Origin of the sequence: Streptomyces sp. NPDC057099, from assembly GCF_042671245.1 — a bacterium.
GTDB classification, from domain to species: Bacteria; Actinomycetota; Actinomycetes; order Streptomycetales; family Streptomycetaceae; genus Streptomyces; species Streptomyces purpurascens.
The window spans coordinates 11,259-36,520 of sequence record NZ_JBHUTX010000001.1 but is presented as its reverse complement, the minus strand read 5'-3'; the positions used below and the strand labels follow the sequence as shown (position 1 = coordinate 36,520).

The following is a 25,262-nucleotide window of genomic DNA, read 5'->3' as shown; positions in this document are numbered from 1 at the left end:
GGTCGCGCTCCAGCATCGTGGCTGCCATGACCACCGTCACCACCACGCCCGGCCGGGCCGGCGCGGCCTCGCCCGACCGGACCCGGCGCCGCCTCGACTGGCGTCTGCGCTTCACCGCGCTCTCCCTGATCTGGGGCTTCAGCTTCCTGCTCATCAAGGTGGGCACCCAGGGATACGCGCCGTTCCAGGTCACGCTCGGCCGGCTGGTGTTCGGTACGGCGGTGCTGGCCGCCGCGATGGTCGTGCGCCGCGAGCGGCTGCCGCGCGGGGCGCGCACCTGGGGGCATCTGGCGGTCGCCGCGTTCCTGCTCAACGCCCTGCCGTTCTCGCTGTTCGCGTACGCCGAGCTGACCATCCCGTCCACCCTGGCGGGCATCTGCAACGCGACCTCGCCGCTGTGGGGCATGGCGCTGTCGCTGGTCGCCCTGTCGGAGGACCGCCCGACCCGGGTACGGGTCGCGGGCCTCGGTCTCGGCTTCCTCGGGGTGCTCACGGTGCTGGGCGCCTGGCAGGGCTTCCACGGCCTGGACGCCACCGGCACGGCACTGGCCCTGCTGGCGTCCCTCAGCTACCCGATCGGCTGGATCTACGTCCGTCGCACCCTGGCCGGCACGAGCCAGTCGCACCTGTCGATGACCGGCGCGCAGTTGCTGCTCGCGACGCTCCAACTGGCCGTCGTCACGCCGGTGTTCACGACCCTGCCGACCCGTGCGCCCGTCGTGCCGCTGCTGGCGATCGCCGCCCTGGGCGCCCTGGGCACCGGCCTCGCCATGCTCCTCCAGTACGGCCTGGTCGCCGAGGTCGGCCCGACGACCGCCCAGATGGTCACGTACCTCGTGCCGGTCATCGCCACGGCCGCGGGCGTCGTACTCCTCGGCGAATCGCTCGCCTGGTCGACACCGGTCGGCGCGGTGATCGTACTGACGGGCGCGGCCCTCACCCAGGTCCGGCCGAGGCCCCGTGCACAGTCGAGGCCTCAGACGTAACTGCGCGCCGGGGCCGGGCCGAGGGCCGAGGCGATCGCGTCGGCCAGCGCCTCGATCTCACCCTCCTTCCGGCCCCCGGCCCCGCTCCCGTTCTCGGCGAGCGTCGAGACGGTGATCCTGATGCCGGGCGGTGCGCTCAACCGGAAGCGCGCGCCCGGGGCGACCGCCCAGCCGGCGTGCTGCAGCCGGGCGACGGCTCCGGTCTCGTCCGGCACGGGCACCCACACATTCATTCCGCTGCGCCCGTGCGCCGCGATGCCCCGTCGGCCGAGCGCCTCGATCAGCGCGTCCCGACGCCGCCCGTAGGCCGCCGCCACCTCGCGCGGGTCCACCGCCCCGTCGGCCCACAGCCGCACCAGGGCCCGCTGCATCAGCCGGCTCACCCAGCCCGGCCCGAGGCGCTGCCGGCCGCGGACCCGGTCGACGGTGACGGCGTCGCCGGTGAGCAGGGCGAGGCGCAGATCGGGGCCGTAGGCCTTGGCGGCCGAGCGCACGAGGGCCCAGTGCCGGGTGACGCCGGCGAGGGGGTGGAGGGGGAGGTCGACGATGCCGTGGCCGTGGTCGTCCTCGATCAGCAGGGTCTCCGGGTGCTCCCGGAGCACGGACCGCAGGGCACGCGCGCGCGTGGCGCTCACCGCGGCGCCGGTCGGGTTCTGCGCCCGGTCCGTGACGATCAGGGCCCGGGCCCCGGCCTCCAGCGCCCGGCGCACGTCCTCGGCGTACGGACCGTCGTCGTCGACGCCGACGGGGACGGTCCTGAGCCCGAGCGCCGGCACGAGGTCGAGGGTGCGTCCCCAGCCGGGGTCCTCGACGGCGACGGTGTCGCCGGGCTTGAGGTGGGCCGCCAGCACGCGTTCGACGCCGTCGAGTGCCCCGGAGACCACCGCGAGCGGCCCGTCCGGCACCCCGTCGGCGTCGAGACCGGCCCGTGCGATCCGGGCCAGCTCCGGGTCCACGGGGGCCTCTCCGTAGAGCACGGGCGCACGGTCGGCCTCGGCGGCCGCCGCCGCGAAGGCGGCCGCGAGCGCCGGGAGCAACGCCGGGTCCGGGTTGCCCGCCGCCACATCGCGCACGCCCTCGGGGACGTCCACCCTGATCTGGTCCCGCCCGGTCGTGGCCGGGGCGGGCCGTACCCGGCTGCCCCGCCGGCCGGCGGTCTCGATGACCCCGCGCTCGCGCAGGGTGCGGTACGCGGCCGCGACCGTGTTGGGATTCACCAACAACCGCTCCGCCAACTCCCGCATGGGCGGAAGTAGTTGCCCCGGCCGCAGCTCACCGGCCCCCACCGCCCGCTCGACGCTCGCGGAAATGTCCGCTGCGCGGCGCCCACTGATCGGATACTCTCCTAGCACAAAGCTGATTATGCACTAGTGCAATGGAGACCGCCAATGCAGGGGACCGCACAGACGTCGTCGCAGCCCGCCGCCGCCTACGCCCCGACCGACCGCACCGTCCCCACCCGCTCCCCGGGCCGGGCCTCCTACGACAGGGAACTGGTGCACGCGATACTCGACGAGGCCTACGTCTGCCACCTCGGCTTCGTCCGCGACGGCGCGCCGGTCGTGCTGCCCACGCTGTTCGCCCGGGTCGGCGAGCGGCTCTACGTGCACGGCTCGACGGGCTCGCGCCCGCTGCGGGAGGCCGGCCAGACCGACCCGGGCCTCCCGGTCTGCCTGACCGTCACCCACGTCGACGGCCTGGTCCTGGCCCGCTCGGCCTTCCACCACTCGATCAACTACCGCTCCGTGGTGGTGCACGGCGTCGCCCACGACGTGACGGACCCCGAGGAGAAGCGGCAGGCCCTGGACGCGCTGGTCGACCAGGTCGTAGCGGGCCGCGCCGCCGACTCCCGCCCGGCCAACAAGAAGGAACTGGCCGCCACCGCCGTGCTCCGCCTGGACCTGGCCGAGGTCTCCGCCAAGCTCCGCACGGGCGGCGTGAACGACGAACCGGAGGACCTCGCCCTCCCCCACTGGGCAGGAGTCGTCCCGGTCCGGAAGACCTACGGCACACCGGTCCCCGACCCGGGCCTGTCCGCCGGCACCGAACTGCCTGACTACTTGAAGGCACGGTGATGTCGAACCCCCTTCTTCAGGGGTTTCGGGGCGCGCTGATATGCGTCTCCCCGCCGCCGAGCGGATCGGCGCCCTACGCGGCCGTTCCTGGCATGGACAGCTCCCTGTCCGGGCCGCCGCCGGCCACCGGCCGTTCGGAGCCCTTCGCCGGCGTCGAGGACTGTGCGATGAACGCGCCCACCAGCACGATGACGCCGCCGGCGATCTGCGGCGCCGACAGGTGCTCGCCGAGCAGGACCCAGGCCAGGACGGTCGCGATGACCGCTTCGAGGCAGGCCACGACACCGGCGACCTGCGGGGAGAGCCGGCGCACGGAGACCACGCCGGTGACGTAGGCGACGACCGTGGCGACCAGGACGATCCAGGCCAGCAGGACGACGGCGGCGACGGGCGTGCCGTCCATGCGCGCGGTGCCCGTGAGCACGGACCAGTCCATGGTCCAGGGCCGGGCGACGACGGTCAGCACGGCCGCGCCGACGAGCAGGCCGTAGGAGATGACCCCGAGCGGGTCGGGCGCCTCGTCGCCGGCGTCACTGCCCTGGTCGGAGAGGACGAAGTAGCCGACCTGACAGCAGGCCGCGCCGAGCGCGAGCAGCAGCCCCAGGGCGTCGAAGCCGAGGCCCGACCACACCTCGACGACGCACGCGAGCCCTCCGACCGCGAGGACGACACCGACCGCGGCGGCACGTGTCACGGGCCTGCGCTGCACGAACCGCACCCAGCCGAGCACGAGCGCGGGCGCCAGGTACTCGATGAGCAGCGCCACCCCGACGGGGATACGGGAGAGCGAGGCGAAGTAGAAGGCCTGGACACCGGCGACGGCCAACAGCCCGAATCCGGCGAGGAGTCCGGGGCGGCGGCGCAGCAGCGCGCGGTGGCGTACGGCGAGCGGCAACATCACCAGGGCGGCCCCGGTCACCCGCAGCCACACCACGTGCAGCGGGTCGAGGCCCGCCTCGATCAGCGGCTTGGCCGCGACCCCGGATCCGCCGAAGGCGAGCGCGGACAGCAGCGCGAGGCCGAGCCCCATGCCCCTGCCGCGCCTGGTCGGACTGCTCTCAGACGTACGCACCGGCACATGATGACAGGCCCTGACAGGAGCGTCACCCCTTATGGCACCTGTCTCACTGCCTGGACGGGCGAACGCTCCGGACCGGACCGGTCAGTGCGCGGGTTCGCCGCCCCCGGCCCACTCCCCGGGCCGGCCGAACCGGCCGTCGAGCCGGGCGAGCACCTCGTGCGGGTCGATCCCGGCGCGTCCGAGCACCTCGACGGCGCGCGCCTGTGCGTCGACGACGATCGCCGCGAGCAGGTCGATGCCGCGGGCCGGTCCGCCGCGGCGTGCGGCGCGTTCGCAGGCGTACTCCATCGACGCCGCGGCCAGCGGCGAGAAACCCGCGCACCCCGCCACCACGGGGACGGCTCCGGAGTCCTCGACGCCGCTCTGCCAGCGCAGGCCGTAGCCGATGCTGCGCTGGACGAGATAGCCCAGCAGTCGCGCGATCTGCGGTCCGTCACCGAAGACGCCACGCGCCTCGGGGTCGGACTCCAGCAGCGAGTGGAGCAGATGGGCCGTGTCGATCTGCCGGTCCCCGTCCCTGACCGCCCGGCGACGGGCACCAGCGATCACCGACGCCAGCTCGTCACTGAGCCGGGCATCGTTCTCCGCGCGGTGGATGCCGTGCTCAGGGGCCGACTGCCTGGGGATACGGGATTGCACATCCCCTACCTCATCAGTCCCGCGAGCCCGGGGCATCCCCGAGGGGGAGCATTTTGGCGTCCCACAGGAAGTGGACTTCCACGGCCGGAATCTCCTCCTTACGGAGGAGATCAGGCTGTTTCGTGCGCGAACCCAGCACGCCTGACTGTTCGTCAGTATTGAACATTGCGGCCACCACGGCTACGTTCCGCGACACCCGACACGAAGAGGTGGTCGCATGGCCGAAGTCAGCGCGGAGGCACGCATCGGGGCGCCGGCCGAGAAGGTGTGGGCCAGGCTCACGGACTGGCCCGCGTACGGCCAGTGGAACGCGACCCACACCAGCTTCCCGGCGGGCGGCCCCGAGAGCCTGGAAGTGGGCGCGACCTTCCGGGAGAACATGCGGCTGATGAACTTCCCGGCCGAGGTGGAGTGGACCGTCGAGGAACTCGAACCGGCCCGGGTGCTCGCCATCCGCGGCCAGGGCCCGATGGCCGTGACCGTCGCGACGCGCTACACCCTCACGCCCGACGGCGACGCGACGACGGTCCGCATCGACGGCGAGTTCACGGGCGCGGCCGTGTCGTTGATGGCGGGCAAGCTCAAGGACTCGGCCACGGCGGCGCTGAGCGAGTCGTTGCGCAAGCTGGACGGGCTGGTGGCCTGACACCCCGGCACGAAGAAGCGCCCCCCGGATCACTCCAGGGGGCGCCCGTGCCACAAGGGGCCGGCCCTCAGTCCTCGTCGGCGAGGATCAGGTAGAGCTTCTTGCGCGCTTCGTTGATGACGCCGAGCGCCTTCTCCTTCTGCTCCTTGCTGCCGGTCTTCCAGACCTGCCCGAAGGCCTCCATCAGCCCGAAACCGGCCTGGCGGATCTCGCCGAGGGCCTCCCAGTCGACCCCGCGGGAGGCTTCCTCCCAGGGCGCCTCGGGTCCCTCTTCAGCCGCCGTGCGGCCGGCCTCGGTGAGCGAGAACAGCTTCTTGCCGCCCTCGGACTCGCTGATGATGAGGCCCTCGTCCTCCAGCAGCTGAAGGGTGGGGTACACCGAACCCGGGCTGGGCTTCCACGCCCCGCCGCTGCGCTCGGCGATCTCCTGAATCATCTCGTAGCCGTGCATGGGCCGGTCCTTCAGCAGGGCGAGGATCGAGGCCCGCACGTCACCGCGCCGCGCCCTTCCCCTCGGCCCGCCGCGTCCTCGTCCGCCCCAGGGGCCGGGACCGAAGCCCGGACCACCGGGCCCTCCCCAGCCGGGGCCACCGGAACCGCCGGGCCCGAAGGGACCGAAGGCCGCACGCAGCCCTTCGAAGCCGCCCCGGCCGTGACGCGATCCGCCGTGGCCATGTCCGTGCTCGTAACCGTGGGTACGCATCGCAACCACTCTCCATTCAGTCGTTGATCTGTCGCGATGCCTCAACGATATATCGGTAGTGTTCTTATGGCAAGGCCCTGCCGGACCAGCGGCTTCAGCGGGCGTCGCGCATCCCGAGAATGTAGGTGGCGGTCAGTGCGACGACGCGGTCCTCGTCCAGCGCCAGATCGGCGAGGGCACGGGACGCCGTGGGTCCCGGGATGTCCGCGAGCGCCTGGGTCAGCCGCCGGCGCACGGACGGTCCGGCGGTGCCGTGGGCGAGGCAGTCGACGAGCATGGTGGCGATCCGGTCCGCCGACGCGGGGTCACTCGCCAGCGCGCTCAGCGCATCGGCCGCGTCGACGTCGTTCGCCTCCTCGACGACCATGTCGACGAGCGTCGGGACCGCGTCGGCCACTCCACGTGCCCCGAGCTCCAGCGCCGCGTACCTGCGGACCACGATGTCGGGATGCGCGAGAGCGTCCTTCAGCAGTGCGGTCGCCTCACCGTCCGGCATCTCGACGAGGGACTGCACTGCACGCTTCCGGACCTGGGCCACGGGTGAGCCGAGGCCCTCGGCGAGCAGGGCCGATCCGTCCTCGCCCGATTGCGCCAAAGCCCATCGAAGGGCTCCGGCGACATTCGGGTCCGTCTCGCTCAACGCTGCCTCGACCAGGGCCTCCACCGGCCACGACATCTCTTCGACCGAGGACAGGGCCGCGCGCTGGCGCGTCCCGGCGCTCTTCGATCCCAGCGCGTGGAGGAGTCCGACGATCTGCAGGACGTCCTCCCAGCCGGCGGGTTCCGCGGCACCGATCCGACGGAGTCGTGTGAGCAGCTCGGTCTCCGCCGCGATGCGCTCCCGCGTCCGGTGGACGAGGTCGTCGACGAGCTCCGCGGGCCGGAAGCCCGGCTCGTCCAGCGCGCGCCCCACCTCACGCAGTGACAGCCCCAACGACCGCAGGCTCTCGATGTGGAAGATCCGCCGGATGTCCTCGCCGGAGTACGCGCGATAGCCGGCGTCGGTCCGGCCCGTCGGCCGCACCAGGCCGAGCGACTCGTAGTGCCTGAGCATCCGGGCGCTGACCCCGGACCGTCGTGCCACCTCACCGATCAACACTGCCCTTTCATCCCTCCTGGCCGATCGCGCCGAGGGCGACGACGCGCTTCGCCTCCTCGATGGCGCACTCGAATCCGGCGTCCGGGTCGCGCCGCAGCCGTTCCGTGGCGATCGCGTGCCGACGCACACGGGGGTCGGGATCCGTCATCGCGGCGCGCAGGGTCGGCATGACCGTCTCTCCGAGCGCGATCAACGCCCGGCTGAGGCTCGACTGCGTCTCCCGCTCGCCGCGTCCGAGCTGTGCCGCCAGCACTCCGGCCAGCCCGGCTTCCTCACCTTCGGGCACGAGGACGACCGCTGCTCGCCAGGCGCTCCGCGCCACCTCGTCGTCGGGGTCGGTCAGAAGCGCCCGGGTGATCGCCGGCCACGCCCGCCGGTCCCCGATCTTGGACAGCGTGTGCAACGCCTGGCTTCGTGCCTGCGTGTGCTCCGCGCGGAGTTCATCGATGAGCCTGGGCACCGTCATGGACGCCGAATGGCGGGTGAGCGCCCATGTCAGCATTTCGCGCACCTGGAACTCGGGCTCGATCGCGCATCGTTCGATGAGCTTGTCGACCGACCGGGGATCCGGGGTCGTGCCGACCGCCAGCGCCGCCCGCAGCCGGACCGACGAGCCGCTGTCCTCCAGCCCTTGGAGAGCGCGTATCAGGGTCGTGTCCTCTTTCGGCATGGTCATCGCAACCACCTCCTCGGCCACAGTGAAGACCTTGTCATCGTGTCAAGGTCAAGCGGGACCACGCCGAGTGAGCCGATGCCTGCCGGGCCGTGAATCGGGCCAGGACTCGTGAATTGGCCTTGGTCCACGGCCTCGGCGGGCCTCTAGCGTCGGGGCATGCGGATTCGAATCGTCGATGCCTTCACCGACCGTCCCTTCACCGGCAACCCGGCCGGGGTCATGCTCCTGAACGACGCGGACGCCTTCCCGGACGACAGCCGGCTGCAGAACATCGCGCTGGAGGTCAATCACGCAGAGACCGCCTTCGCCCGTCCCCTCCCCGAGGGCGGCGCGGCCGACTGGGCGCTGCGCTGGTTCACTCCGGCCGCCGAGGTCGCGATGTGCGGCCACGCGACCCTCGCCACCGCCCATGTCCTGCACACCACCGGCGCCCACGAGGGGCCGGTGCGGTTCGCGACCCGCAGTGGCGTCCTCGTCGCCACGCCCGCCGGCGACGGCTCCGTCACCATGGACTTCCCGACAGCTCCGCTCACCCGCGTCGACCCGCCCCGCGGCCTCGCCGAGGCCCTGGGAGCCGAGCCGCTGACGGTCCTCGACACCGGCCCGAACGTCGGCGATCTGCTCGTCGAGCTCGCCGACGAGAAGACGGTGCGCGGCCTCGGCCCCGACCTCAAGGCCCTCGCCGCCCACTCCGCGCGCGGTGTCATCGCCACCGCCCGCGCGGAAGACCCGGCCCAGGGCTACGACTTCGTCTCGCGCTGCTTCTTCCCGAACGTCGGCATCGACGAGGACCCGGTGACCGGCAGCGCCCACACCGCACTCGCCCCGTTCTGGTCCGAGCGCCTGGGCCGCCCCGTCCTCACGGGCCGCCAGGCGTCACGCCGCTCCGGCCGCGTCCGCACGGAACTGCGCGGCGAGCGCACCCTGCTCACGGGCAGGGCGGTCACCGTCATCGAGGGCGAACTCCTGGCCTGAGACGACAGGGCAGCATGAAACGAGGGGCGTACGACACCGTCGTACGCCCCTCCGCCGGTCGTTCACGCTGTCGGGAGCCACCCCACCTTGCCCGCCAGCAGCGCGTACCCGACGAACGCCCCGATGTCGAGCAGCGAGTGGGCCACCACGAGGGGGCCGACGCGGCCCCAGCGGCGGTACAGGTACACGAAGACGACGCCCATGGCCAGGTTTCCGATGAAGCCGCCGATGCCCTGGTACAGGTGGTACGAGCCGCGCAGCACCGAGCTGCCGACCAGCGCGGCCATCGGGGTCCAGCCCAGCTGCCCGAGGCGGCGCAGCAGATAGCCGACGACGATCACTTCCTCCAGCACCGCGTTCTGGATCGCGGAGAGGATCAGCACCGGGTACTTCCACCACACGCCGGGCAGCGCCTCGGGCACCACGGTGAGATTGAAGCCGAGGCCGCGGGCCGCCAGATAGAAGGCGATGCCGGTGCTGCCGATGACCGCCGCGATCGCCGCGCCGCGGCCGAGGTCGGGCCAGGGGCGGGTGCGGTCGAAGCCGATGGTGCGCAGACTCGCGCCCTCGCGCAGCAGGAAGTGCGCGACGAGCGCGACGGGCACGAGCGCCGTGGTGATCCCGAAGAGCTGCCAGGCGAGGTCGAGCCAGGGACGGCCGGGCGCGGCCGAGGCGTTCATCGTGGCCGCCTGGTCCTTGAGCCCGCCGGGCTTGGTGACCGAGCCGATGAAGCTGATCAGGGCGGAGACTCCGCTCGCCCCCAGCGAGAGCGCCAGGACGAGCAGGGTCTCGTTGCGCAGCATCTGCCGCGAGAGCCGCTGCTGGGGAATGGAATCGTCCGCCACCGGGCCCGCCTCCGCCTGCACACCTGCCTCCACTTCACCGACCTGCCGGGACCGATCCGTCGGAAATCGATCCGCCGGAAACGATCTGTCGGATCAGTATGAAGGCAGCAGGATGTCACCCGAGCGACGCGTCAGCCCAGTGGCACCGGCTCCGGCAGGCCCACCGGCCAGGTGTGGACCGGATCCCCCTGATGCATCAGCTCGCGGTAGCGCCGGGTGGTGGCGGCCAGTGCGGCCTCCCGTGTGTGGCCCGCGTCCAGCGCCTTGTGGAAGGTCGCGGCCTGCCAGCTCGCCCCGTTCACCCGGCGCCGGCACCGTTCCTCGATCACGCCCAGGTACAGGTCGCGGTCGGCCGGCTCGACACCCCACGCGTCCAGCCCGGCCTCGGCGAGCGGCAGCAGTTCGTCCCGTACGAGGCTCACCGCGTCGACCTGCGTGGTGCCGCCGTACCGGCCGCGCCGGGGCCAGGTGAAGCGGGCGTCGATGCCGTCCTTGCAGGCGGCGTCGAAGTTGGCGGCGGCCGCCTCGAACGGCAGCCGGGTCCACACCGGCCGGGGCTCCTCTGCGAGGGCGCGCACGACACCGTAGAAGAACGCCGCGTTGGCGACCACATCGGTGACGGTGGGCCCGGCGGGCAGGACGCGGTTCTCCACGCGCAGGTGGGGGACGCCGTCGGCGATGCCGTAGACCGGGCGGTTCCAGCGGTAGATCGTGCCGTTGTGCAGGACGAGCTCGGCGAGCGAGGGGGTGCCGCCTCGGTCGAGCGCCTCGAGCGGGTCCTCGTCGTCGCAGATCGGCAGCAGGGCCGGGTAGTAGCGAAGGTTCTCCTCGAAGAGGTCGTACGCCGAGGCGACCCAGCGCTCGCCGAACCAGGTGCGCGGCCGGACGCCCTGGGCCTGGAGTTCGGGCGGGCGCGTGTCGGTGGACTGCTGGAACAGCGGGGGCCGCGACTCGCGCCACAGCTCGCGGCCGAACAGGAAGGGCGAGTTGGCGCCGACGGCGATCTGTGCGGCGGCGACCGCCTGGGCCGCGTTCCACACGTCGGCGAACCGACCCGGGGTGACCTGGAGGTGCAGTTGCACGGAGGTGCAGGCGGCTTCCGGCGCGATGGACTTCGAGGTGCAGGTGAGGTGCTCCACGCCGGCGATGTCGAGGGTGAACTCCTCACCCCGGGCGGCCACGATCTGGTCGTTGAGGAGCGTGTAGCGGTCGACGTCGGAGAGGTTCGACGACACCAGGTCGTCCCGGTCGAGCGTCGGCAGAATGCCGATCATCACGATTCCCGCGTCGACTTCCCCTGCTTTTCGGTCGGCATATGCCAGTGACGTACGGAGTTCCTCCCCGAGCCGGTCGAATACCCGGCCACCCAGACGGTGTGGAGGAATGTTCACTTCCAGGTTGAACATGGCGAGTTCTGTTTGGAAGTCCCGGCTCGCGATACGTTCCAGGACTTGCGCATTCAACATTTTCGGCATGCCGTCGGAGCCCGCGAGATTCAATTCGATCTCCAGCCCCATGAGGTTCTTCGGGCGATCGAACCGCTTCTCCGCCAGGAGCCGCTCCAAGCCCGTCAGACACCGACGGAGCTTGTCGCGGTAGCGCTGGCGATCGGACAGGTCGAACCGCCCTGCCACGACCTTCTCCCCCATCGAAGCGTCCCTCCTCGGATGATGCGGGCCTCAAGATCCGGCCGCCGGGGTCACGGTCAGGTGGAGGATGCCCAGCGAAAGCGATCGATAACGTCCCGGACGGGTCCGCTGACCGCTACGCTGGTCGTGTGTGACCAGTGGCACATTCACTCGGCATGTCGCACAGAACAGGTTTCGGTGTCCACTCGGCGTCCGCGAACTCGTGAAAAACGCCGACGAGAATGGGCCGACCGGTTCACGGACATTCACCGAGGTCATCACCTCACACCCCCGCCTGAAGTCGGGATAATTCTCGCGTATCGCCGACCGAATGTACCCTTGTTCTACTCACCGGAAACGGCTAGGCGAAACACACCCTGATCCCGTGTCGTATAAACTCCGCGGCAAGGCAGAAGCTTGGCGCCCACGGTCGATGGGTCCTGCCGTCGAGTCGGTGATCGGCGGACCCCACCCCCCTCTCGCTCATGAGACCCGGCCCTGCCTCTGTCGACCCTCGTGAGCAGACAGCGCCGTCCGCCCCCGCCCTCGTGCCACCGTGCCTTTGAATGAGAGGCGACCCACCATGCCGCTGCATGTCCCCCCGGCTCCCGCGCCCGCACTCCGTTCCGTCCTGACCGCGCTCTCCTCGCCGACCGCGGTCCGGGAGGCCCGAACTCCCTCCCTGCTCCGCGCCCAGGGACCCGTCGCAGCCGAGCTTCCGCTGCCCGTCCACGTTCTCGACCGGGTCACGGCCGAGGGCGTATCGGCCACCCGGCTGACCGGGTGGCGCTTCCTGATCCGCTGCGGCGAGCGTGCCGTGGCCGCGGCGGAGACCATGCTGACCCCCGACGGCTGGGCCTTCTCCCACTTCTTCGAAGGCCCGTACATCACCTCCACCGAGCGTGCCCTGCGCCAGGCCGAGACGATGCCGCAGCCGTACCAGCCCCGCCTGCTGTCGGTGCCCAGCCTGTACATGCTGACGCTCTGGCTGCACGAGGACTGCACCGCGGACGGTGCCGCCGGCCACCCCGCCGCCACCGACCTGCTCGTCCCGCTGGCGCCCGCGCCTCCCGGCATCGCGGCCCATCGCCCGCACCGCGTCGCCGAACTCCTCCCGGTGCTGACCCACCGCGCGACTCCCACGCGACTGCTCGGCTCACCCGCCTGAAAGGCCACGCGTGAAGCCTTCCGCACCCCGTCGCCGAATTCCCGGCGTCGGGGTGCGGGCTTTTTATCGCTCGTACGAGCACCTAATAGCTCGTACGAGCCGAAAAGACTCCCGGCCCGACCTGACTAGCCCTATCCGGCCACTGCGAACCACCCGAAGTGACAGCCCAGTTGGGATGAACCGTCCGCGCGGGTGATGCGTCCTGAATCTGTGAGAAGCGGTGCCGCGAAATCCCTGCGGAATGACGCCCATGGGGCAACACTGGGTTCCGACGACTTATCACGGGGGGCGGCCATGAACGACACTTCTAGCCGCGGAACAGACACGACGACCGACTCAGACAACTCAGTCACCTCATCCATCACGACAGAGCGAAAGATCCCACCCATGTGCCAGCACCAGACACCATGCTCGTCAGCCGAATCCGCCGACCGGGAGTCCGCCCGTCTCGTGGCGCACCACCCGGAACAGGGGTGGAGCCTGCTGTGCAACGGCGTGGTGCTCTTCGAGGACACCGGTGAGCTTCTGCCGGACGGCCGGGTCATCGCCCCGCACCGTCCGCTGGCCGGCAGCCAGGTGATGACGGCTGCCTGAGGGCCGCCGGGCAGGGTGACGCCCCGCCCGCAGACATGAGGGGCCGGCCGCAGGACACTCTGCGAACCGGCCCCGACGCATGTCCGGGGGTCGTCACTCCCCGTCACCCGCGGCGACTTCTCCGTTCCTGGCTCGTACGCCTTCCCACGGATGCCCGCTTTCCGGAAGACTCCTGGAAGTTTCGCGGTCACCCGTCGACGGAGGTGGGGCAAGTGGCAGCACGTGAGGCCGACGCCGAGGGCAAGGTCACGATCACGGAGATCGCCCGGCAGGCCGGCGTGTCCGTGCCGACCGTGTCCCGGGTCGTCAACGGCCGGTCCGACGTGTCGCCGCGGACCCGGGCCCGGGTCGAGGAGCTGCTGCGCCGGCACGGCTACCGCAAGCGCCCCGCGGCGCCGGGCACCCGTGCGGCCCTGCTCGACCTGGTCTTCAACGACCTCGACAGTCCCTGGGCCGTGGAGATCATCCGCGGTGTCGAGGAGGTCGCGCACGCGGCCGGGGTCGGCACCGTGGTGTCGGCCATCCACGGTCGGTCGGGCGACGCCCGCGAGTGGATGCGCAACCTCCGGGCCCGTGCGTCCGACGGCGTCATCCTCGTCACGTCGGCGCTGGAGCCGATGCTCCACGAGGAACTGCGGATCCTCGGCGTCCCGCTGGTCGTCGTCGACCCGGCGGGCTCCCCCGCCCTGGACGCGCCCACGATCGGCGCCGCGAACTGGTCGGGCGGCATGGCGGCCACCGAGCATCTGCTGTCCCTCGGCCACCGCCGGATCGGCCTGATCGCCGGCCCGCCGCGCCTGCTGTGCTCCCGAGCCCGGCTGGACGGCTACCGAGCGGCCCTCGAAGGCGCCGGTGTCGCGATGGACACGTCCCTCGTCGTCCCCGGCGACTTCCGCCCCGAGTCCGGCTTCACCGCCTGCAACACGCTGCTCGACCTGCCCGAGCCGCCCACCGCCGTGTTCGCGGCCAGCGACCAGATGGCACTCGGCGCGATCGAGGCACTGCGACGGCGCGGGCTGCGGGTGCCGCAGGACATGAGCGTGGTCGGTTTCGACGACCTTCCGGAAGTCCGCTGGTCGGCTCCCCCACTGACCACGATCCGCCAGCCCCTCGCCGACATGGGCAAACTGGCCGCCCGCACGGCCCTCCGCCTCACCCGCGACGAACAGCCGGACTCCCCAAGGGTGGAACTCGGAACAGACCTGGTGATCCGCGCCAGCACGATGCCTCCGGGGCAGGCCTGACCCCACCGACCGCACCCCTCGAGTCCCCCGGCGGTGCGAGCCTGACCGCCCACGAGCAAGGCCTGCCGCCAACCAGACGGCACCCCCGCCGCGCCCTTCGAACACCCCCGCACCAACCGGACAGCGGCACCGGCCCCTGCCCCCGAGTCCCCACAGCATCGCGCCGACCGACGCGGGCGCGCGGCAAGGAGCCAACGGGGGCGCCGCGTCCCGTACACCTGCCGCGGGCCGCCCCACCCCGCCCATCCCGGTTGGCGCCCCGCCAACCCCCTCAACAGCAGGGCGCCACCCACCCCCGCTACCTCCCCCCAAGCGCCTCACGCAGCGCGAAGTACGCCGGCTTCGGCTTGAGCTGTTCGTCCCATGGAAGGGCCGCGCCCTGGCCCGGGAAGAACGCCGGGATCCAGGAGTACTTGTCCGTGTAGTCCCAGAGGGTGACACCGACGCACCGGCGTACCGCCAGGCACGCCTCCGTCAGATCCCGGTACCACTCGGCCTGCTGGGCCAGCTTCTCCTCCGTCGCCGGCAGGATCATCCGTACGTCGACCTCGGTGAGCGAGGTGTCGAGGCCGAGCCGGGAGAAGCGGCGGAGGTTGTCCTCCAGGGTGGTGGGATAGCCGTACTGGAGGGCGAGGTGGGCCTGGAGGCCGATGCCGTGCAGGGGGACGCCGTCGGCCTTCAGCTCCTTGGCCAGCTTGTAGTACGCGTCGCTCTTCGGGCCGATCCCCTCGATGTTGTAGTCGTTGAGATACAGCTTCACGCGCGGATCGGCCTGATGCGCCCAGCGCAGCGCGTCGGCGATGTACCCGGGCCCGAGCGTCTTGTAGAAGACCGACTCCCGGTACGTACCGTCCTCGTTGAACGCCTCGTTGACGACGTCCCAGGCGAACACCTTGCCCCGGTAGTGCCGTACCTCCGCCTGGACATGCTTCTTCAGCACGGCCCTCAGCTCCGGCGCCGTCCACTCCCGACCCGTGAGCCACCCGGGCAACTGGCTGTGCCAGACCAGGGTGTGGCCGCGCACCTTCTGCCGGTTGGCACGGGCGAGGTTCACGATCTCGTCGCCCTTGGAGAAGTCGAACACGCCCTGCTGCGGCTCGGTCGCGTACCACTTCATGCCGTTGCCGGGCGTGATCTGGTCGAACTCGCTGCCGAGCAGGGCCTTGTACGGCGCGTCGACGAGCTCGGGATTGTCTGTCGCGCTCCCGAAGTAGCGGCCGTGCCGCTGGGCGAGATCGGCGAGGGTGGGTTCCTTGCCGTGCTCCTCGCCGGCCTGTGCCGCCGGGCCGGCGGCGATGGATCCGGCCACCAGCGCGGCGGTCAGCGCCCCAGCCAGTCTGAGCCGTATGGCGGTTCTGCGCATGGTGCGACTCCTCGACGTCGAAACGGATGGGTGAGCCGTACGCGCGGCGCGCGTCAGCCCTTCGTGGCGCCCGCGGTGAGGCCGCCGACGAGCTGCCGCTCGGCGACCGAGTAGAAGGCGAGTGCGGGGACCATGGCCAGCACCAGATAGGCGAAGACCTTGGCGTACTCCGCGGAGTACTGCCCCTGGAACTGCTGCACCCCGATCGGCAGCGTCCACCACTGCGCGTCGGTGAACACCAGCAGCGGCAGGAAGAAGTTGTTCCAGCTGGTGACGACGGCCAGCACCGAGACCGTGCCGAGCGCGGGCCGCGCCATGGGCAGCAGCACCCGCCAGAAGAAGCCGAACGAGCTGCACCCGTCGAGCGTGGCCGCCTCCTCCAGCTCACCGGGGATCTGCCGGAAGAAGCCCCGCAGGATGATGATGGTCATCGGCAGTCCGAAGGCCGCCTGCGGGAGGATCACACCGAGGGGGTTGTCCAGCAGCCCCAGGGAGCGCAGCAGCAGGAACAGCGGCAGGGCCGCCACCGCGAACGGGAACATCAGCCCCATCGTGAACAGCGTGAACAGCACCTCCCGGCCGCGGAAGGCGAACCGCGCGAAGGAGAAGGCCGACAGGGCCGAGACCGCGACGACCAGGACGGTCGTGCCCACCGCGATCAGCGTGCTGTTGCCGATCAGCCGCCAGAAGTCCCCCGAGCCGAGGATCTGGGTGTAGTTGGAGGTCACCCACGACTCGGGCAGACCGACCGGGTTACGTGACAGCTCGTCGGTGGACTTGAAGCCGGAGAGCACGGCGTAGAGCAGAGGGACGGCCATGAACGCGCCGACGGCGATCAGGACGAGGTGCAGCGGAAGGCTCCGGCCACTCTTCTGACGAGATGTCATTTTCCGTCACCCCGCATGGTCGTGGTGGCCCCCTCCAGATCGCGCCGGAGCACGAACCGCTGGTAGGTGAGGGCGAAGACGAGACTGATGCCGAACATGACCACGCTGATCGCGCTGGCGTAGCCGACCTGGTAGCGCTTGAAGCCGTACTGGAACATGGTCACGGCCATGGTCTCGGAGTGGTGGTCGGGACCGCCCGCGGTGGTCACCCACACCAGGTCGAAGAGCTGGATGGACCCGATGACCGACAGGAAGACGCTGATGCGCAGGGTGGGCGCGAGCAGCGGCAGCGTCACGTTGCGGAAACGCTGCCAGGGACCGGCCCCGTCGATGAGCGCCGCCTCGGTCAGCTCCCTCGGGACGGCCTGGAGTCCGGCCAGGTACAGCATCATGTGGAAGCCGAAGTACTTCCAGGTCATGACCAGGAACAGGGTCGCCATGACCATGGACGGGTCGGCGAACCACTCCCCGCCGAGTCCCTCCAGCCCGATCCTGCCGAGGAGCTGGTCGGCGAAGCCGTCGTCCGGGGCGAAGATCATGCCGAACAGGATCCCGGTGATCGCCTCGGACAGGACGTACGGGGCGAAGAACAGCATCCGGTACACCGCCCGGCCGCGCATGCGCTGGTTGAGCAGGACGGCCATGCCGAGTGCGAACGGCAGCTGCAGGACGAGCGACAGCGCCACGAGGACGAGACAGCGCCACAGGTCGCCCAGGAAGACCTCGTCCTGGAAGAGCCGGGTGAAGTTCTCGCCGCCGATGTAGTCGGTGGGCATGCCGAAGCCGCCCCAGCGGAAGAACGCGGCGTACAGGGCGAACAGCATCGGCAGCAGCACGAGCCCCATGAACAGCACCAGGGCGGGCAGCTGGAAGCCGGTCGCGGTCAGCCAGTTCAGCGCGCGTCGCCGGGCCCGGCTCCGGGCCCGGTCCGCGGCCGGGGGCTGGGGCGGCAGGCCGGCGTCGGGGCCGGTCCGTTCGTCCGGCAGGAACGTGGAGGTCATCGCCGGCTACTGCTCTTCCTTCGCGGTCCTGGTGATCGACTGGCCGACCTGCTCGGGAGACTTGGAACCGGCGATGAGCGCGGCGACGCTGTCGTTGACCTCCTGGCCGACGGCGGGCGCGTAGGCCTGGTCGAGGTAGAGCTGGAAGCCGGTGGCCTTCTTCAACTGCTCCTGTACGGCCTTGATGTTGGGGTCGGCGATGGCGTTCTCGGCCGCCGGGACCACGGGGAGGATACCGGTCTTCTTGACCAGTTCCAGGTCGGTGGCCTCGGACGCGAAGAACTTCAGGAAGTCGACGGCCGCCTGCGGGGCGCCCCGGCGCAGGGCGTGACCGCCGCCTCCGCCGAACACCTCGGTGAGAGCGCCCTTGCCGCCCTCGACCGCGGGGAACGGGAAGAATCCGAGGTCCTTGCCGAGACCCTTGCCCGCGTCGGCCTGCACCACGGGGGCCCACTGCCCCATGAGCTCCATGGCGGCCTTGCCGTTGCCGACGCTGGCGGCCTGGCCGGTGGGCGAGGAGTAGGCGGCGCCGAGGTAGCCCTTCTGGAACGGCTGGAGACCGACGAGTTCGTCGAGGTGCTCTCCCGCCTCGACGAAGGGGGCGCCGGTGAAGTCCTTGTCCACATAGGCCTTCTGCAACGCGTCGGCGCCGGCCGTGCGCATCGCGAGGTAGGCCCAGTAGTACATGCCGGGCCACTTCTCCTTGCCGGCCAGGGCGAGGGGCGTGACCTTGGCGGACTTCAGCTTCCGTACGGCGTCGAGGAAGCCGGTCCACGTGGTCGGGGGCGCGCTGATGCCGGCCTTCTCGAAGAGCGCCTTGTTGTACCAGAAGCCGATCATGCCGATGTCGAACGGGATGCCGTAGACCTTGTCGTCGATCAGGTACGGCTCTCTGGCGACCGGGAGCAGGGCGTCGCCCCACGGCTTGGTGCTGTCCGTGAGGTCCTCGACGAGTCCGGCGTCGACCTGCTGCTTCAGGACTCCGCCGCCCCAGGTGTGGAAGATGTCGGGCAGCTTCCCGGAGGAGGTCAGGGCCGTCATCTTCGACTTGTAGGCGTCGTTCTCCAGCTGGACGATCTTGATCTTGACCTTGGGGTTCTGCGCCTCAAACTTGCGGGCGAGCGCAGCCCAGACACCCTTGGTCGGCTCGGTGGTGGAGATGTTCCACCACTCGATCGTGGTCGTCCCCGACGACCCTCCGTCCGAGTCCCCGCCGCATGCGGCCAGTGCCGTCATCCCCAGACCGGCCGCGGCGGAAGCCGCCAGAAAGCCGCGGCGGGACAGTGCCGGGTCGCCCATCATGCTCCTCGAAAGTTTCGGATTAACTCCAGAAAGCTGCGTCGTTGCCGCACCCTAGAGACAGTCGCCAAAGGGTGACAACCCCTCGCGCACGGCGAATCTCACCCCGATGCAAGAGTGTGAGGTTGGGCGAAACATTCGGAATACTGAACGAACCTTACGGAGACCACTCGGCCTGCGATCACACAGGGTGTTCAGACACGGTCCGGCCGCGGACACCGCACCGACGCACGGACGGGACGCCCATCCGCCACCCCACCCGCCCTCAGCTCGCGTTTCACACCCCGGCGCCCCGGCCGCGGACGCCCGACGCCGAGTCTTAACGGAAGCTTGACGCCCTCAGCCCTCTCATCCTCGGGCCACGACATCACGCTCCGCTTACGCTGATCGGGCCGTCCAGTGATGGCCGAAATGACCCTGCGCCGCCTCTCGGGAGCACCTTCGATGGCCACCACTGAGCACGTGCCACCGAGCCGTACGGAGCCCACCCCGCCCAGTCGCCTGCGTGCCTGGATGCTGGAGGGCCTGTCCGACATGGGCAAGGGCGGCGGCCACACCGGACCCCACGCCGAACCGGAGCCCCCGCACAAGGGCCAGCCCTGGTGGCGGGTGATGTGCCTGACCGGCGTCGACTACTTCTCCACGCTCGGCTACCAGCCCGGCATCGCGGCCCTCGCCGCCGGACTGCTCTCCCCGATCGCGACGATCGTGCTGGTGATCGTCACGCTGGCGGGCGCCCTGCCGGTCTACCGCCGGGTGGCCGAGGAGAGCCCGCACGGCGAGGGCTCGATCGCGATGCTGGAGCGGCTGCTCTCCTTCTGGCAGGGCAAGCTGTTCGTCCTCACCCTGCTCGGCTTCGCCGCCACCGACTTCCTGATCACCATCACCCTGTCCGCCGCCGACGCCTCCACCCACCTGGTGGAGAACCCGCACCTGAACAGCGCCCTGCACGACAAGCAGCTGCTGATCACCCTGATCCTGGTCGCGCTGCTCGGCGCGGTGTTCCTCAAGGGCTTCCTGGAGGCCATCGGCGTCGCCGTCGCCCTGGTGGGCGCCTACCTCGCGCTGAACGCGGTCGTGGTGGTCGTCGGCCTCTACCACGTGGTCACCGCCGGCCATGTGGTCACCGACTGGTCCAGCGCCCTCACCACGCAGCACAGCAACGTATTCGTCATGATCGGCGTCGCCCTGCTCGTCTTCCCGAAGCTGGCCCTCGGCCTGTCCGGATTCGAGACCGGCGTCGCCGTGATGCCGCATGTCAAGGGCGACGACGGCGACACGGAGGAGAACCCGAAGGGCCGCATCCGGGACACGAAGAAGCTGCTCACCACGGCCGCTCTCATCATGAGCGTCTTCCTGATCACCACCAGCTTCATCACCACCCTCCTCATCCCCGAGAAGGAGTTCGAGGCGGGCGGCCAGGCCAACGGACGCGCCCTGGCCTATCTGGCACACGACTACCTGGGCAACGCCTTCGGCACCGTCTACGACGTCTCGACGATCGCCATCCTGTGGTTCGCCGGCGCCTCCGCGATGGCCGGCCTGCTCAACCTGATGCCGCGCTACCTCCCCCGCTACGGCATGGCCCCGCACTGGGCCCGCGCCGTACGCCCGATGGTCATCGTCTTCACCCTGATCGCCTTCCTGGTCACCTGGATCTTCGACGCCGACGTCAACGCGCAGGGCGGCGCCTACGCCACCGGTGTGCTGGTCCTCATCAGCTCCGCCGCGATCGCGGTGACCATCGCCGCCCGCAAGGCCCGGCAGCGGAACTGGACCATCGGCTTCGCGGTCATCTCGGCGGTGTTCCTCTACACGACCGTGCTCAACGTGATCGAGCGCCCGGACGGCGTGAAGATCGGTGCCTGTTTCATCGCCGGGATCATCCTGGTCTCCCTGTTGTCGCGGCTGGCCCGGGCGTTCGAACTGCGCGTGACCAGCGTGTCGCTGGACGGCATGGCGGAGCGCTTCGTCCGGGACATGGCCAGCCGCAGGATGCGGTTCATCGCCAACGAGCCCGACCGGCGCGACATCGCGGAGTACCGGGACAAGATCGAGCAGATCCGGCAGGACAACGACGTGCCCGGGCAGGAGGACTTCGTCTTCGTCGAAGTGACGGTCACCGACCCGTCGGAGTTCGAGGCGAGCCTGACCGTACGCGGCGAGGTGCTCCACGGCCGCTACCGCGTTCTGACCCTGGAGTCCTCCTCCGTCCCCAACGCGCTGGCCGCCCTGCTCCTGCACGCCCGCGACCTGACCGGCTGCACCCCGCACATCTACTTCGAGTGGACCGAGGGCGGACCCTTCACCAACCTCCTGCGCTTCTTCCTGTTCGGCCAGGGCGAGGTCGCCCCGGTGACCCGCGAGGTCCTGCGCGAGGCGGAACGCGACCGGAAGCGGCGGCCGCGGGTGCACGTCGGCTGACGGGCCTCAGCCGCCGGTTCTTCTCCTGCCGAAGCCTCTCCGGGGCCGGCGCACCACGACCTGCCCGAAGCTGATCTCACCGGTGATCCGCACCCGCAGCACGACAGGCGCGCCGGCTGCCGCCCCCGCCCGGCGGCGCGCCTTGACCGCAGATCCGTCGTGAGCACGGCCGGCTCGCCGACCGTACGGGCGGACAGCGCGGCCTCCAGCCGCTCGTCGAGCTCCTCCATGGTCAGCCGCCCGTCACCCGCGGCGACGCGCAGCACCTCCACCACCCGGTCCCGGTCCGCATGCGAGGCCCTCACCTCGGGCGGTCCACCGGTACGCGAGAACTCTCCCGCCATCTCGTCGGGCGGTGGTCGAGGCGACGCAGACGAACGCATACCCGGCATAAGGGCCTCGCCGGGCTACCGTGCACCCATGAGCCTGAGCATCCGCAACCAGCTCCCCGGCACCGTCACCGCTGTCACGCCGGGCGAGGCCATGGCGACGGTCAGGGTTCGCCTCAGCGGCGGCCAGGACCTCACCGCCGCGATCACCCGCGAGGCCGCCGAGGATCTCGGCCTCACCCCGGGCACCGTCGTACGCGCCCTGGTGAAGTCGACGGAGGTCGCGCTGGCCACCGCCCCGGTCGACGGCCTGTCCATCCGCAACCGGCTCCCCGGCACGGTCACGGGCATCACGGCCGGCGACGCGATGGCCTCCGTCCGGATCACCGTCGAGGGCGGCGAACTGACGGCGGCGATCACCAAGGACGCCGCGGACGACCTCCGCCTGTCGGCCGGAACCCCGGTCATCGCCCTGATCAAGTCGACCGAGGTGTCACTCGCCGTCGCGTGACGCGGAACCCCTGCACGGCGAAGGGGCCCCGCATCAGCGGAGCCCCTCCCTCTGACCGGTCGGTCGGTCAGTCCTCGTACGCGTCCAGCGGCGGGCAGGAGCACACCAGGTTCCGGTCGCCGAAAGCCTGGTCGATGCGGCGCACCGGCGGCCAGTACTTGTCGGAGGCCGCGACTCCGGCCGGGAAGACGGCCTCCTCACGGCTGTAGGCGTGCTCCCACTCCCCGGCGAGCGCGCCGGCGGTGTGCGGGGCGCCCCGCAGGGGGTTGTCGTCCGCGGGCCATGCACCGGAGCCGACCTTCTCGATCTCCGCGCGGATGGCGATCATCGCCTCGCAGAACCGGTCCAGCTCGGCCAGGTCCTCCGACTCGGTCGGCTCGATCATCAGCGTCCCGGCCACCGGGAACGACATCGTCGGCGCGTGGAAGCCGTAGTCGATGAGCCGCTTGGCGACATCGTCGACGCTCACACCGGTCGCCTTGGTCAGCGGCCGCAGGTCGATGATGCACTCGTGCGCGACGAGCCCGCCGGGGCCGGTGTAGAGCACCGGGTAGTGCGGCTCCAGCCGCTTGGCGATGTAGTTGGCGCTGAGCACGGCCACCTGCGTGGCCCGCTTCAGCCCCTCGCCGCCCATCAGCCGGACGTACGCCCACGAGATCGGCAGGATTCCGGCCGAGCCCCACGGCGCCGCGGAGATGGGACCGACCCCGGTCTCCGGGCCCGCCTCGGGCTGCAGCGGATGGTTCGGCAGATACGGCGCGAGGTGCTCACGCACCGCCACCGGGCCGACGCCGGGCCCGCCACCGCCGTGCGGGATGCAGAAGGTCTTGTGCAGGTTCAGGTGCGAGACGTCCCCGCCGAAGTGCCCCGGCTTGGCGAGACCCACGAGCGCGTTGAGGTTGGCCCCGTCGACGTAGACCTGCCCGCCCGCCTCGTGCACCTGGGCGCAGATCTCGGAGACGTGCTCCTCGAACACACCGTGGGTGGACGGGTACGTGATCATCAGCACCGCCAGCTCGTCACGGTGCTGCTCGATCTTCGCCCGCAGGTCCTCGACGTCGATCTCGCCGTCCTCGGCGGTCCTGACGACGACGACCTTCATGCCCGCCATCACCGCGCTCGCGGCGTTGGTCCCGTGCGCGGACGAGGGGATCAGGCACACGGTGCGCTGCTCGTCCCCGTTGGCACGGTGGTACCCGCGTACGGCGAGCAGACCGGCCAGCTCGCCCTGCGACCCGGCGTTCGGCTGGAGGGACACCTTGTCGTACCCGGTGACCTCGGCGAGACGGTCCTCCAGCTCGTGGATGAGCGTGAGGTAGCCCTCGGCCTGCGCGGCGGGGGCGAAGGGGTGCAGCTGCCCGAACTCGGGCCAGGTGACCGGCTCCATCTCCGTGGTCGCGTTGAGCTTCATGGTGCAGGAGCCCAGCGGGATCATGCCCCGGTCGAGCGCGTAGTCACGGTCGGCCAGCCGGCGCAGGTAGCGCAGCATGGCGGTCTCGGAGCGGTACTGGTGGAAGACGGGGTGGGTCATGTACTCGTCGGTCCGCAGCAGGGCACCCGGAAGCCCGTCCTCCGTGGCGGCGTCCAGCGCCTCGACGACACCCTCGACCCCGAACGCGGCCCAAACGGCACGCAGCTGGGCCCGCGTCGTGGTCTCGTCGCAGGAGATCGAGACGTGGTCGGCGTCGACGAGCCGCAGGTTGACGCCGTTCCGCTCGGCGGCGGTGGCCACGACCTCGGCGGCCCGGCCCTCGACGCGCGCGGTCAGGGTGTCGAAGTAGGCCCCGTGCACGACCTCGACACCGCCGTTCGCGAGCCCGGCGGCGAGGACAGTGGCGTACCGGTGGGTGCGCCGCGCGATGCTCTTCAGGCCCTCCGGCCCGTGGTAGACGGCGTACATGCCGGCCATGACGGCGAGCAGCACCTGCGCGGTGCAGATGTTGCTGGTGGCCTTCTCACGACGGATGTGCTGCTCACGCGTCTGCAACGCCAGCCGGTAGGCCTTGTTCCCGTCGGCGTCCACGGACACACCGACGAGCCGCCCGGGCAGGCTGCGCGCCATCTTCTCCCCGACGGCCATGTAACCGGCGTGCGGTCCGCCGAAGCCCATCGGCACGCCGAACCGCTGCGTCGTACCGACCGCGATGTCCGCGCCGAGCTCCCCGGGCGACTTCAGCAGGGTCAGCGCGAGCAGATCGGCGGCGACGGTGACGAGCGCCCCGAGCCCGTGCGCCTGGTCGATGACCGGCTTGATGTCCCGTACGGCTCCGGAGGCGCCCGGGTACTGGATCAGCACGCCGTTGATCTCGCGCTCGGCGATCCCGGCGGGGATGCCGTCACTGAGATCGGCGACGACGACCTCGACACCGGTGGGCTCGGCCCGGGTCTCGATCACGGCGATGGTCTGCGGCAGCGTGTCCGCGTCGACCAGGAACAGGCCCTTCTTGTTCTTGCCCAGACGCCGCGACAGCGCCATGGCCTCGGCCGCCGCGGTGCCCTCGTCGAGCAGGGAGGCGCCGGAGGTCGGCAGTCCGGTCAGGTCGGCGACCATGGTCTGGAAGTTGAGCAGCGCCTCGAGCCGGCCCTGCGAGATCTCCGGCTGGTACGGCGTGTAGGCCGTGTACCAGGACGGATTCTCCATGACGTTGCGCATGATCACCGGCGGCGTGAACGTGCCGTAGTAGCCGAGCCCGATCATGGAGCCGAGGACCTGGTTGCGGTCGGCGAGGGAGCGCAGCTCGGCGATCACCTCGGCCTCGCTGCGGGCGCCCGGCAGGTCCAGTGCCTCGGCGCTCTTGATCACGGCCGGGACCGCGGCGGCCGTCAGCTCGTCCAGCGAGCCGTAGCCGACGTGCGCGAGCATCTTGGCGCACGCCTCATGGTCGGGGCCGATGTGGCGCTGCTCGAAGGGAACTGCCTCTTCGAGCTCGGAGAGCGGAATGCGATGGGCGGTCATATGCGGAGGCCTCCTGGTCTGACACGACCTTCGAGGGGCACCACGGCACGGGTACCCGGACGGCCTCCCCCTCTGTCATGTCAACCTGAGAGCTTCACCGGATCGCCCGAAGGCCTCCGGCTTTCACCGTCGG

Annotated in this window: 22 protein-coding genes and 1 pseudogene; 9 read left to right on the top strand and 14 right to left on the bottom strand. The window is 70.8% G+C overall.

Annotation, left to right across the window (positions count from 1 at the left end; translation table 11 throughout):
- The first annotated feature begins 26 nt into the window (after positions 1-26).
- A complete protein-coding gene (locus ACFT4A_RS00175) occupies positions 27-986 on the top strand; it encodes a DMT family transporter (protein ID WP_382824478.1) in 960 nt (319 codons plus the stop codon).
- Here ACFT4A_RS00175 and ACFT4A_RS00170 read toward each other — a convergent pair.
- Positions 977-2,338, bottom strand: a complete 1,362-nt coding sequence (locus ACFT4A_RS00170; RefSeq protein WP_382824476.1) for an aminotransferase class I/II-fold pyridoxal phosphate-dependent enzyme — start codon at positions 2,336-2,338, stop codon at positions 977-979. The two genes, ACFT4A_RS00175 and ACFT4A_RS00170, sit on opposite strands and share 10 nt — an antisense overlap.
- A gap of 36 nt (positions 2,339-2,374) precedes the next feature.
- On the opposite strand from ACFT4A_RS00170, the gene ACFT4A_RS00165 reads away from it, so the two are divergent.
- Positions 2,375-3,061: a pyridoxamine 5'-phosphate oxidase family protein gene (locus ACFT4A_RS00165; RefSeq protein WP_382824475.1), complete on the top strand. Its 687-nt coding sequence runs from the start codon at positions 2,375-2,377 to the stop codon at positions 3,059-3,061.
- 73 nt (positions 3,062-3,134) lie between these two features.
- On the opposite strand, the gene ACFT4A_RS00160 is transcribed toward ACFT4A_RS00165, so the two are convergent.
- Complete coding sequence (locus ACFT4A_RS00160) at positions 3,135-4,139, bottom strand: DMT family transporter (RefSeq protein WP_382824473.1); 1,005 nt, start codon at positions 4,137-4,139, stop codon at positions 3,135-3,137.
- 84 nt (positions 4,140-4,223) lie between these two features.
- Positions 4,224-4,781: a Clp protease N-terminal domain-containing protein gene (locus ACFT4A_RS00155; protein WP_382824471.1), complete on the bottom strand. Its 558-nt coding sequence runs from the start codon at positions 4,779-4,781 to the stop codon at positions 4,224-4,226.
- A gap of 217 nt (positions 4,782-4,998) precedes the next feature.
- On the opposite strand from ACFT4A_RS00155, the gene ACFT4A_RS00150 reads away from it, so the two are divergent.
- The gene (locus ACFT4A_RS00150; protein WP_382824469.1) at positions 4,999-5,427 is read left to right on the top strand and encodes an SRPBCC family protein; all 429 of its coding nucleotides are present in this window, start codon (positions 4,999-5,001) and stop codon (positions 5,425-5,427) included.
- Between the two features lie 67 nt (positions 5,428-5,494).
- Here the strand turns inward: ACFT4A_RS00150 and ACFT4A_RS00145 are convergent, their stop codons facing one another.
- From ACFT4A_RS00145 to ACFT4A_RS00135, 3 genes are all read right to left on the bottom strand, one after another.
- The gene (locus tag ACFT4A_RS00145) at positions 5,495-6,130 is read right to left on the bottom strand and encodes a PadR family transcriptional regulator (RefSeq protein ID WP_382824467.1); all 636 of its coding nucleotides are present in this window, start codon (positions 6,128-6,130) and stop codon (positions 5,495-5,497) included.
- 94 nt (positions 6,131-6,224) lie between these two features.
- On the bottom strand, positions 6,225-7,229 hold the full coding sequence (locus ACFT4A_RS00140) for a HEAT repeat domain-containing protein (RefSeq protein ID WP_382824465.1): 1,005 nt from the start codon (positions 7,227-7,229) through the stop codon (positions 6,225-6,227).
- Between the two features lie 7 nt (positions 7,230-7,236).
- On the bottom strand, positions 7,237-7,905 hold the full coding sequence (locus ACFT4A_RS00135; protein ID WP_382824463.1) for a HEAT repeat domain-containing protein: 669 nt from the start codon (positions 7,903-7,905) through the stop codon (positions 7,237-7,239).
- 156 nt (positions 7,906-8,061) lie between these two features.
- Between ACFT4A_RS00135 and ACFT4A_RS00130 the strand changes: the two genes are divergently transcribed.
- Positions 8,062-8,880: a PhzF family phenazine biosynthesis protein gene (locus ACFT4A_RS00130; RefSeq protein ID WP_382824461.1), complete on the top strand. Its 819-nt coding sequence runs from the start codon at positions 8,062-8,064 to the stop codon at positions 8,878-8,880.
- Positions 8,881-8,942: 62 nt separating this feature from the next.
- On the opposite strand, the gene ACFT4A_RS00125 is transcribed toward ACFT4A_RS00130, so the two are convergent.
- Complete coding sequence (locus ACFT4A_RS00125; RefSeq protein WP_382825194.1) at positions 8,943-9,746, bottom strand: CPBP family intramembrane glutamic endopeptidase; 804 nt, start codon at positions 9,744-9,746, stop codon at positions 8,943-8,945.
- Between the two features lie 110 nt (positions 9,747-9,856).
- Positions 9,857-11,374: a glutamate-cysteine ligase family protein gene (locus ACFT4A_RS00120; RefSeq protein WP_382824459.1), complete on the bottom strand. Its 1,518-nt coding sequence runs from the start codon at positions 11,372-11,374 to the stop codon at positions 9,857-9,859.
- 562 nt (positions 11,375-11,936) lie between these two features.
- On the opposite strand from ACFT4A_RS00120, the gene ACFT4A_RS00115 reads away from it, so the two are divergent.
- The 3 genes from ACFT4A_RS00115 to ACFT4A_RS00105 all read left to right on the top strand — a co-directional run bounded on the left by ACFT4A_RS00115 (position 11,937) and on the right by ACFT4A_RS00105 (position 14,359).
- Entirely contained in the window at positions 11,937-12,521 is a 585-nt protein-coding gene (locus ACFT4A_RS00115) for a hypothetical protein (RefSeq protein ID WP_382824458.1), read from the top strand.
- 387 nt (positions 12,522-12,908) lie between these two features.
- Positions 12,909-13,115, top strand: a complete 207-nt coding sequence (locus ACFT4A_RS00110) for a DUF5999 family protein (RefSeq protein WP_193482070.1) — start codon at positions 12,909-12,911, stop codon at positions 13,113-13,115.
- Positions 13,116-13,327: 212 nt separating this feature from the next.
- A complete protein-coding gene (locus ACFT4A_RS00105; RefSeq protein ID WP_382824456.1) occupies positions 13,328-14,359 on the top strand; it encodes a LacI family DNA-binding transcriptional regulator in 1,032 nt (343 codons plus the stop codon).
- Positions 14,360-14,657: 298 nt separating this feature from the next.
- Here ACFT4A_RS00105 and ACFT4A_RS00100 read toward each other — a convergent pair whose 3' ends face one another.
- From ACFT4A_RS00100 to ACFT4A_RS00085, 4 genes are read right to left on the bottom strand one after another with little or no spacing between them, the layout of a single operon-like run.
- The gene (locus ACFT4A_RS00100; protein WP_382824454.1) at positions 14,658-15,722 is read right to left on the bottom strand and encodes an endo-1,4-beta-xylanase; all 1,065 of its coding nucleotides are present in this window, start codon (positions 15,720-15,722) and stop codon (positions 14,658-14,660) included.
- A gap of 53 nt (positions 15,723-15,775) precedes the next feature.
- Positions 15,776-16,609 (bottom strand): carbohydrate ABC transporter permease, encoded by an 834-nt coding sequence (locus ACFT4A_RS00095; protein ID WP_382824452.1) that lies wholly within the window; start codon positions 16,607-16,609, stop codon positions 15,776-15,778.
- Positions 16,606-17,610, bottom strand: coding sequence for a carbohydrate ABC transporter permease (locus tag ACFT4A_RS00090; protein WP_382824450.1), 1,005 nt, complete (start codon positions 17,608-17,610; stop codon positions 16,606-16,608). The genes ACFT4A_RS00095 and ACFT4A_RS00090 overlap by 4 nt, the downstream gene beginning before the upstream one ends.
- Before the next feature lie 6 nt (positions 17,611-17,616).
- Positions 17,617-18,909 carry an extracellular solute-binding protein gene (locus ACFT4A_RS00085; RefSeq protein ID WP_382824448.1) on the bottom strand — a complete coding sequence of 431 codons (1,293 nt, stop codon included), beginning with the start codon at positions 18,907-18,909 and terminating at the stop codon, positions 17,617-17,619.
- A 444-nt stretch (positions 18,910-19,353) separates the two neighbouring features.
- On the opposite strand from ACFT4A_RS00085, the gene ACFT4A_RS00080 reads away from it, so the two are divergent.
- Positions 19,354-21,333 carry an amino acid transporter gene (locus ACFT4A_RS00080; RefSeq protein WP_382824446.1) on the top strand — a complete coding sequence of 660 codons (1,980 nt, stop codon included), beginning with the start codon at positions 19,354-19,356 and terminating at the stop codon, positions 21,331-21,333.
- A 209-nt stretch (positions 21,334-21,542) separates the two neighbouring features.
- Here ACFT4A_RS00080 and ACFT4A_RS00075 read toward each other — a convergent pair.
- Positions 21,543-21,677: pseudogene (locus ACFT4A_RS00075) on the bottom strand (DUF1707 domain-containing protein); the annotation flags it as partial.
- Between the two features lie 76 nt (positions 21,678-21,753).
- Between ACFT4A_RS00075 and ACFT4A_RS00070 the strand changes: the two are divergent.
- Complete coding sequence (locus tag ACFT4A_RS00070) at positions 21,754-22,173, top strand: molybdopterin-binding protein (RefSeq protein WP_382824444.1); 420 nt, start codon at positions 21,754-21,756, stop codon at positions 22,171-22,173.
- Positions 22,174-22,240: 67 nt separating this feature from the next.
- On the opposite strand, the gene gcvP is transcribed toward ACFT4A_RS00070, so the two are convergent.
- Entirely contained in the window at positions 22,241-25,129 is a 2,889-nt protein-coding gene (gcvP, locus tag ACFT4A_RS00065) for an aminomethyl-transferring glycine dehydrogenase (RefSeq protein ID WP_382824443.1), read from the bottom strand.
- Between the last annotated feature and the right edge of the window lie 133 nt (positions 25,130-25,262).